Source organism: Pandoraea iniqua, assembly GCF_902459685.1.
In the GTDB taxonomy this organism is placed as follows: domain Bacteria; phylum Pseudomonadota; class Gammaproteobacteria; order Burkholderiales; family Burkholderiaceae; genus Pandoraea; species Pandoraea iniqua.
The window spans coordinates 317,750-326,026 of the sequence record NZ_CABPSF010000001.1 but is presented as its reverse complement, the minus strand read 5'-3'; the positions used below and the strand labels follow the sequence as shown (position 1 = coordinate 326,026).

12 protein-coding genes and 1 tRNA gene are annotated in these 8,277 nt (G+C 64.4%); all 13 read right to left on the bottom strand.

The window, feature by feature from the left end:
• Positions 1 to 14: 14 nt before the first annotated feature.
• The 13 genes from PIN31009_RS01320 to PIN31009_RS01260 all read right to left on the bottom strand — a co-directional run bounded on the left by PIN31009_RS01320 (position 15) and on the right by PIN31009_RS01260 (position 8,252).
• Positions 15 to 362 carry a hypothetical protein gene (locus tag PIN31009_RS01320; RefSeq protein WP_150789057.1) on the bottom strand — a complete coding sequence of 116 codons (348 nt, stop codon included), beginning with the start codon at positions 360 to 362 and terminating at the stop codon, positions 15 to 17.
• Entirely contained in the window at positions 359 to 1,048 is a 690-nt protein-coding gene (locus tag PIN31009_RS01315; protein ID WP_150789056.1) for a hypothetical protein, read from the bottom strand. The genes PIN31009_RS01320 and PIN31009_RS01315 overlap by 4 nt, the downstream gene beginning before the upstream one ends.
• A 10-nt stretch (positions 1,049 to 1,058) precedes the next feature.
• Positions 1,059 to 1,670 carry a type III secretion apparatus protein OrgA/MxiK gene (locus PIN31009_RS01310; protein ID WP_150789055.1) on the bottom strand — a complete coding sequence of 204 codons (612 nt, stop codon included), beginning with the start codon at positions 1,668 to 1,670 and terminating at the stop codon, positions 1,059 to 1,061.
• Complete coding sequence (locus tag PIN31009_RS01305) at positions 1,667 to 2,425, bottom strand: EscJ/YscJ/HrcJ family type III secretion inner membrane ring protein (protein WP_150789054.1); 759 nt, start codon at positions 2,423 to 2,425, stop codon at positions 1,667 to 1,669. Before PIN31009_RS01305 ends, PIN31009_RS01310 begins: the two co-directional genes overlap by 4 nt.
• Positions 2,426 to 2,428: 3 nt before the next feature.
• The gene (gene sctI / locus PIN31009_RS01300; protein WP_150789053.1) at positions 2,429 to 2,788 is read right to left on the bottom strand and encodes a type III secretion system inner rod subunit SctI; all 360 of its coding nucleotides are present in this window, start codon (positions 2,786 to 2,788) and stop codon (positions 2,429 to 2,431) included.
• Between the two features lie 69 nt (positions 2,789 to 2,857).
• The gene (sctF, locus tag PIN31009_RS01295) at positions 2,858 to 3,109 is read right to left on the bottom strand and encodes a type III secretion system needle filament subunit SctF (RefSeq protein ID WP_150682725.1); all 252 of its coding nucleotides are present in this window, start codon (positions 3,107 to 3,109) and stop codon (positions 2,858 to 2,860) included.
• Between the two features lie 82 nt (positions 3,110 to 3,191).
• Entirely contained in the window at positions 3,192 to 4,406 is a 1,215-nt protein-coding gene (locus PIN31009_RS01290; RefSeq protein ID WP_150789052.1) for a PrgH/EprH family type III secretion apparatus protein, read from the bottom strand.
• Positions 4,407 to 4,674: 268 nt separating this feature from the next.
• Positions 4,675 to 5,385 carry a tetratricopeptide repeat protein gene (locus PIN31009_RS01285; protein ID WP_150789051.1) on the bottom strand — a complete coding sequence of 237 codons (711 nt, stop codon included), beginning with the start codon at positions 5,383 to 5,385 and terminating at the stop codon, positions 4,675 to 4,677.
• Positions 5,386 to 5,555: 170 nt separating this feature from the next.
• Positions 5,556 to 5,978 (bottom strand): DsrE family protein, encoded by a 423-nt coding sequence (locus PIN31009_RS01280; RefSeq protein WP_150789050.1) that lies wholly within the window; start codon positions 5,976 to 5,978, stop codon positions 5,556 to 5,558.
• 110 nt (positions 5,979 to 6,088) lie between these two features.
• A complete protein-coding gene (gene queD / locus PIN31009_RS01275; RefSeq protein ID WP_150789049.1) occupies positions 6,089 to 6,532 on the bottom strand; it encodes a 6-carboxytetrahydropterin synthase QueD in 444 nt (147 codons plus the stop codon).
• Positions 6,533 to 6,541: 9 nt separating this feature from the next.
• The gene (gene queE / locus PIN31009_RS01270; protein ID WP_058376784.1) at positions 6,542 to 7,177 is read right to left on the bottom strand and encodes a 7-carboxy-7-deazaguanine synthase; all 636 of its coding nucleotides are present in this window, start codon (positions 7,175 to 7,177) and stop codon (positions 6,542 to 6,544) included.
• A gap of 22 nt (positions 7,178 to 7,199) precedes the next feature.
• Positions 7,200 to 7,943 (bottom strand): 7-cyano-7-deazaguanine synthase QueC, encoded by a 744-nt coding sequence (gene queC / locus PIN31009_RS01265; protein WP_150789048.1) that lies wholly within the window; start codon positions 7,941 to 7,943, stop codon positions 7,200 to 7,202.
• A gap of 233 nt (positions 7,944 to 8,176) precedes the next feature.
• Positions 8,177 to 8,252 (bottom strand) — tRNA-Phe (locus tag PIN31009_RS01260).
• Between the last annotated feature and the right edge of the window lie 25 nt (positions 8,253 to 8,277).

Genomic DNA, 8,277 nt, shown 5'->3' with positions numbered 1-8,277 from the left:
GTGGCGTGGCGTGACTACATCCCGCCTATTTCCTGATAACGCTGTCTGCCGTTGTCGAGCCAGTCCACCCACTGCTTGCGAATCCAGATATCGCGGAAGACCGACGCCACATCGAAGCCGTTGTCGTCATCGCTCCCCCGCCGCTGCGTGTTGATGTCTGCGGGGTTCATGTCGTTGTCACTCGCCTCGGCGAGGTTCCGGGGCGTGATATCCCCGGCTTGCCGTTCACGCTCGACACGGGCGTCGTACACGCGCTGCAACAGCGTGGGTGTCGCGGGTGTCGCGGGTGTTGCCGGTGTCGTGGCGTGTGGTTGTGCGCTTGCGTCACACCGTGGCATTTCGAATCGGGACACAGGGTTCATGCGCTGACTCCGTAAGCGAGGGACTGCGGTAAGGCGTGGGGCAGAGCATCGTCGATGCTGTGCGGCGCACGCCGGGCGAGTGCATCGACACGTGCCTGCAATGGCAACAGTGCCGGCGCCAGCAGCGCGTGCAGATCGCCTGACGGGACGTCCGGCGGCGCATCGAAGGTCCGGCCGGCACGTTCGATGAACGCGTCAGGGTCGTACTCGATGACGTGATCGCCACGCCGCACGGCGACCACGTTGTCGCGGTGCACCTCGAACGTCACGGCGCCGGGGAAGACCGCCGTCACGCGCGCACGGATCGACTCGCGATGCGGCTTGAGCGTTGCCGGTAACGCGACGATCAGCGGCGCATCGGACGGCAGGGCGGCAAACGCATCGAATGCGTCGGCCAGCGCCGCAAGCAGCGCCTGCGGATGCGTGGCTGCCGACGCGAGCAGGGTCTGCATCTGTGCGGCCATCTCGGCGCGCCACTGACGGCACATCTGCTCGGTGCGCATGAGATGCGCCACGGTGTCTTCCAGCGCCGCCGCCATACCGCTGGCGTACCCGTCGCGCATCGCACGACGTTGCAGTTGCGCCGTGTGCGTCTGCGATTCGCGAACGTGTCGTTTCGCCCACTGCCGGATGTCTCGATCGACGCGAGCGTGCGCCGCACCGCGCGCCAGCTGCATGCGCTTCACGACGACACCGTCAACGACCGGCGTCAGGGGGGGAATGGGGATGCTTTTTGGCATATTCCAAGGCAGTCACGAACAGGCGCAGATCGAATGCGCCGGGGCTGTGTCCGGCACGCGCAACGTCGGACGCGAACAGCAGCGGCAGACGCTGGCGCACCGGCTCGGGGAGCGGCGCGGCAATCGCCGTCAATCGTGCGAGGCCCTCGGCCAGCAGATCGGCGTGCGAAGGCGGGTGCGGCCCCGTCGGCGCGACGGGGTCAAGCAACGGCAAGCTGGCGAAGGCGCTCGCCCAGTCCGGCAGGCGCAGCAACGCCGCGCGTCGACACAAGCCCGCCTTGAGCGCCTGACATCCCATCAGAAACGCCACTTGCGGCAAATGTCGCCAGTTGAGCAGCCACGGGCGCTCGGCAATCCCGATGCGATCGAAAGGCCAGTGCATGTCGAGTCGCAGCGCGACGATCAGAATTTCATTGACGACGGCACGCTGGCGCGGTGACGAGAACCGCTCGGGCAGGGCGAAGTACGCCGGGTGGATATACGACACCGGGTCGAACATCATCATTCGCCAGTTGACGGCGATCGCACTGGGCGATTCGCGCAGGCAGGGCTTGCCCGTGGGTGTCATGGCAGGTCCTCCACCGGCGCAGCACGCGTGCGTTGCTTCGCGAAGCGCGCACGCGTTAGCAACCCAATACCGGCCACCGCCGCCGAGGTCACCAGCAGCGCGAGCAACCCCGTTGTCCAGCCGCCGGGACCGGCATTGCCCTGATTCGCGGGCGCTCTGGCCGGCATATCGATGGCGGCCGGCTGCGGCGAGAGCACTACCGAGATGTTTTCGTAGCGCACGTCGTCGATGCTGTTCTTCAGAAAACGTTTCACATCGTTGATGAGCGCGGTGGGGTCCACATCGTTCTGGTAGATCGCGACCGCAGCGATGTGGGGAGCCGATTGCCCCTGATCGGCGGCGAGACCTTCGACGTCGTAGCTCACATGAACGCGCGCCGCCAGCACGCCGCGCATGAGGCGCAGCGACTGTTCGAGCCGTTGCTCGATGGCAGAATACAGCCGTGCGCGTTCGGCGCGCGGTGACGCCACCAGTGCGTCGGGCGGAAACATCTGCGCGATCTCGACGCGCGGGCGCGACGGCAGATCGTAGGTCTTGAGCCAGTCGACGGCGGCGGGAAAATCGCTCGCGTCGACTCTGATCGCGTAGCCCGCTTTGCCGGCTTCGACCTTCTCCGCCGCAATGTCGTGACGAAGCAGCACGGCGGCCACTTCGTTGGCCTGCTGCTGGTCGAGCGACGTGAGCAGCATCTCACTGCGCCGGCAACCGGCCAGCAGCAGGAGGGCACACACGACGAGGACGTAGCGGTACTTCAGTGATCACCTTAATAGCGCCTCGACGGCACCGACGACCTTGCGGGCCAGCGTGGACGTCATCGACACATCCAAGCTGTATTGCGCCAGCCGGACCTGCATGGCGTTCATGGCGACGAGATCCGTCGGGTCGATCCGGTTGACGTCATCGGCGATGTGCGCACGGTCGGCTTCGAATTTGGCGGACAGGTCGGCGGCGGCGCGGATAAAGCGCGTTTCCAGTGAGTCGCCCGTGTCGGGCTGCCCGGTAATGACCGACGCCGAAGCCTCGGTGCGGGAAGCGGAGGGTGGCGCCATGGGGTGCATTAGAGACGAAGGCGCGGTAGCAACGGAGGGGACGATGGGGGCGATGGGAGCGATCGACATTGGGGGGCTCGCTGGATGAGAGGGCAGAGGTCAGAGGTCAGAAGGCGGACGGTGGCGCGGCGCGCCGCGTCAGAACTTCTGGATGATGCCGGCGGCGGTATCGCGCCACGTTTTGACGGACGCGGACTGCGCGCTCTGCACCAAGGTGTATTCCCCGAGTACCGCCTGATACTTCGCCAGTGTCTGCGCGTCGCTGGCGTCGCCCTGAATCGCCGCGAGCGCCTCGTCGACGCGCTGCTTCAGCGTCTTGGCCTTTTCGTCGAACGAGGCCGATATCTTCTCGAGCGATCTCAGATCGTCCGCTGCATTGATGGTGGTCATGGCATCTCCTTGGTGACTTATTGCCGCGTATCGCTTTCTGCCGCGTATCGCTGATTGCCGCTGATGGCTGATGACTGATGGCTTATTGCCGGTTAACGAACTGCCACTGCTGTGGCCCCTCTTTGATGTAGGCCATCGCGCCGTAGGAGTACGATTTCTGCCCCGTCCAGTCGTCGCGTAAATCAACGTTGAAGCGCACGAGCCGGGTCCCCCAGCGCTTGGCAAAGCCCTGCATGAAGCTGTACAGCCGGCGCAGCTGCACATCGTCGAGTTCTGCACTGATGTGGAAGGTGACGCCCTCGGGGGTATCGGTGCGCAGGAACGGCACCATCTGGCGTTTGAGCGCGTCTTCGGCCTCGTTGCTGGCGTCCGCTTCGTCGTGCGGCACGATGCTCACCCGCTTGGCGTAGGGCATCTTTTCGTGCAGCAGGGTGCGGAACTGTGTGGCTTCCTGTTCCGAGAGCCGGAAATGCTGCTTGCCGACCCAGAGCTCGGGCGCCGTGGGGTCGTCGAAATAGAGCTTGAAGTAGGGGACCTGATTTCGCGACGCGTCGATCCACTGGGTAATGCGCTCGTTTTCTTCGTCGAGTGCGAGTACGACCAGCCCTTCGCGTTGAATCACGGCGGCACCGAGGATGCGTGTCAGGGACAACCGTTGCGCGCTGTCGTCGGTGAGCACGTACATCATGCCGTCGGTGCCCGGCAGCACCTGCGCGCGGCCACCGATCGTTTCGAGATATGCGGCAATGCCCTCGGCTTGCCGCTGCGGCGCGCTGCTGGCGTAGAACCATGCGCCGCCACCAAGCGTTGCGAGCAGCAGGGTTCCCCAGAACAGCCGTTGCCACCGGCGGCGGCCGTGGCGGCGGCCCGATTGCTGTGCCGTATCGGACGCACCGCCCTGTGCGTACATGCTGCGCGAGACGTGCGCAGACCAAGGCTCGCTCAGGCGTCTCACGCCGATGCGCACGTCGCCGATCTCCGCGATCTGGGTCGCGTCGATGCCGACCTCACGGCCCGTCACATCGCTCAACACCCTGACGAAGAGACCCGGGCGATCGTCGTGATCGACGAGGATTTCGAAATTGTCGCCCTCGCCGTCCATCGGCACGTAGATCGCATTCGGCGGCATATCCGCTTGCCAGCCCCGGTCGACGGCCGGATCGCTCGGGCCGATGACGAATAGCGTGACGCCTTCGGTCAGCGTGAATTCGCAACCCCGCATCGGCCCGGTGAGCAGCCGCAATACGGCACTGTGCTGCGCGCTGTCGATCGCATCCGGCAAAGTGTCTGGCGCCATCGATTCTTCGCGAACGGGCAGCGTGGGCGGTCAGTGCGGGTCAACCGTCCCCGCGAGTCCTCCGCGACCTGCGGCGTTCGCGCTCCTTATGAGTAACATCGTTGACGCCGATGCTACTGACGCCGCGCTGGCGAGTCATGATGGGATTCTTCTTAAATCCCCCGGCCGTGATCATGATTTGCAGACGCGACTTCGCCACCGCAAGCGGCATGGCTTGCGACGGGGAGCCTGCGATGGAAAGCGGGACTTGAAACGTCAGGTCAGGCGGTCACCGGGTAGACGCTGCACTGTCCGGTGCCCCTTGTCGCTTGAAGGCCTCGAGTTTGCCCTGCGCGGCGACATCCCCCTGCGCGGCGGCTTTCCCGTACCAGAAGCGGGCCTGATCGAGATCGGGGGTGACCACACCGTAGCCGCGTTCGTAGTAGCTCGCCACGATGTATTGCGACGGCAGATCGCCGCCTTTTGCCGCTTTCTCGTACCAGCCGAAAGCGATCTTGTAGTCCTTTGGCACGCCGCGGCCGATGAAGTACTCGTTGGCAATGGCCGCCTGCGCCTGCACGTGGCCTTGCTTCGCAGCCTTCTCGTACCAGTGGTTGGCCTGCGGAATCGACTTGTCCACAACGTAGCCGTCGTCGTACATCTTGCCGTACACGTACTGCGCCTGTGTCATGCCGGCATTCGCCGCCCGGTCGAGCCACTGCACGGCGCCCTGCGGATCGGGGGTGCCGCCTTCGCCCGCGAGCAACATCATCGCGTAGTCGAACTGGGCCAGCCGGTTGCCCTGCTGTGCGGCCCGGCGAAACTCGTCGAGCGCCTGCGTCTGCTGCCCCGCCTCATAGTCGTGGACTGCCCGGTCGGTCAGTGCCTGAGCGGGCGCCTGAGCCGCGGCGACGGCGTAGGGAATCGATTGGCACGCAACACTCACCAGTGCGAGCGTGGTGCTGGCGAGCAGCCAGCGCATGGCGTAAGACGTCGACATGAGGTACCTCCGGGGACGGGCACGCGCCTATTGTGCGCCAAACTGGCGACGCCCGCCGGAGCGTGACTCCGCATACGAAAACACCCCGAAGGCCGGATCGATATCCAGCGTTCGGGGTGTGGTATTCGCGTCAGCCGGGCACGGACGGCGTGCCCTGAGGCAACGGCAAGTTACGGCTTGATGTACGCGTAGCCCTGTTGTTGCAGTCGCGTGAGTTCCACCACGCCGGATGGCGTGAAGTCCGCTTCGAGCACGAACTGGTCTTTCGTGAGACTGCGCTGCTTCATGGTGATCTCGCACACTTCGAACTTCACGCCACGGCCATGCAGCGCGGCGACGAGCGGCCCGACGGTCGCGGCATCCTTGTAATTGCTCATCAGGAAGTCGACGCCCTTCGCATGCGCGACGACCACGACATCGGTATCGGGGACGGTATCGAGCTGATTGCGGATGTTGCGCAGCCCGGCGAGCGCCTGACTTTCGGCGTCATTGATGTGATACACGACCTTGTCTTTCGCAAACGCCGACGTGGCGGGCAAAGCAAAAGCCGTCAACAGCAAAGCGGCGAACAAGCCGCGCAGAAGCGATTTCATTTTGAGTTGTCCCCTATGAGTTACGGTGTGCAACTCGCATGATATCGCGATGACGCCGGTCAGCCGTGGTCGACGTCCGTGCGCCCTTGCATCGTCGTGCCGTGGCCGTGTCAGGCCGTCACTTCCGACCAGCAGTTCGGCGTCTCGTACAGGCGCAGACGCACCAGTCGCAGATCACGGCCGTAGTGGGCATCGAAGACACCGCTCAGCTTGTCGAACGCGGCGGCCGCCAAGTTCTCGACGGTCGGCACACGATCGAACACGACGGTCTTGTGGTCGGGCATCGTCGCGAGAAAATCGCGCACGGCCGTATCGCCTTCGTACACGAGGAACGCGTGGTCCCACACCGAGACGAGGTGCTCGTTGGCGAGCGCTTTCACGTCGGCAAAATCCATCACCATGCCGTTGTCCGACGCGCCGCTCTCGCGGCTCACCTCGCCCGCGAGCGTGATCTCGAGCACATAGCGATGCCCGTGCAGGTTGTGGCACTGGCTGCGGTGGTCGGGAATGCGGTGGCCCGCATCGAATTCAAGTTTCCGGGTAATCGTAATCACGGCAACGGCTCAGGGAATATTCAGGTATTTGTGCGTCTGCATCGACAGCGACCAGCGCGGATGCGACTTGCAATAGTCGATCGCCAGCTTCGTATTGGTGTCGCGCAGCGGGCCATCCATCGGCTGGAGATAGAAGTGCGTGAAGTCGAGCGTCTCGTACTCAGCCAGACGCTGGCGATCCTGCGGCACGACAACCTTCAGTTCATCGCCACGCGTGACGACCAGCCCGGCATCGGCCTTCGGGCTTACGCACACCCAGTCGATGCCCTCGGGCACGACTTGCGTGCCGTTGGTCTCCACAGCGATGCGAAAACCCTCGGCATGGAGTGCCGCGATCAGCGGGGCATCGAGTTGCAGCAGCGGCTCACCGCCCGTGCAAACGACGAAGCGATGCGCGCGGTCGCCTTCCGGCCACAACGCCACGATCTGCGCCACGAGGTCGGCCGGCGTGCGGTACTTGCCGCCATTCTCGCCGTCGGTGCCGACGAATTCGGTATCGCAGAACTGGCAGACGGCCTCGGCACGGTCCTCTTCGCGGCCGGTCCACAGGTTGCACCCCGCAAACCGGCAGAACACCGCCGGGCGGCCGGCATTCGCGCCCTCGCCCTGCAAGGTGTAGAAGATTTCCTTTACCGCGTACGTCATGATTCTCTCGATTCTTGATGGATCAGGCCGCGCCGTGCGTCTGATGATTATCCGCGTCATTGCCGCGTGCACGCCACTGCTCGTAGCCGCGCTGACGCAGCTGGCACGCCGGGCATTCGCCACAGCCGTAACCCCACGGATGCAGCACGCTGCGCTCGCCCAGATAGCACGTGTGCGTGTCTTCACGCACGGTTTCGACCAGCAGGCTGCCGCCGAGATCCTGCGCCATCTGCCACGTATCGGCCTTGTCGATCCACATCAGCGGCGTCTCGACGATGAAACGCTGGTCCATGCCAAGGTTGAGCGCGACCTGCAAGGCCTTCATGGTGTCGTCGCGGCAATCGGGGTAGCCAGAGAAGTCCGTCTCGCACATGCCACCCACCAGCACGCGCAAGCCGCGGCGGTAGGCAATCGTCGCACCGATCGTCAGGAACAGAATATTGCGCCCCGGCACGAACGTATTCGGCAGGTTGTTGGCCGCCATCGCGATGGTGGTCTCGCGCGTGAGCGAGGTCTCGCTGATTTGCCCAAGAATCGACAGGTCGATCATGTGATCGTCGCCCATGCGCGGTGCCCAGTGCGGAAAGCGCTGACGCATCTTCGCGAGGACGTCGGTGCGGCACTCCAGCTCGACGCTATGGCGCTGGCCGTAGTCGAAGCCCAGCGTCTCGACGCGCGCATAGCGCGAGAGCGCCCACGCGAGGCAAGTGGTCGAATCCTGTCCACCGGAGAACAGGACCAGAGCGGAATCGGTGCTTGTCGTCATGATCTTGCGCTAGCAGTATCGCCCTCGCCGTCAGGACGACGGGGGCCGGGCACGCGATTCAGGCCACCGGGGCAGCCCGCGTGCGGGAGGGTCACGCGACATAACGCGACGTGATGCGACTTCGTGCGACTAATGCGATGAATCGCGATATCAGCGCGGCGTTATACCCCTCATCGGGGCGCGTTTCCGTGAAACGCAAAAAGGGCTTGCGCTGTGCGCAAGCCCTTCGAATTTGGTGGCCTGGGTCGGAATCGAACCAACGACACGCGGATTTTCAATCCGCTGCTCTACCAACTGAGCTACCGGGCCAAGAGAAAAGCGATTATAGAGAGCC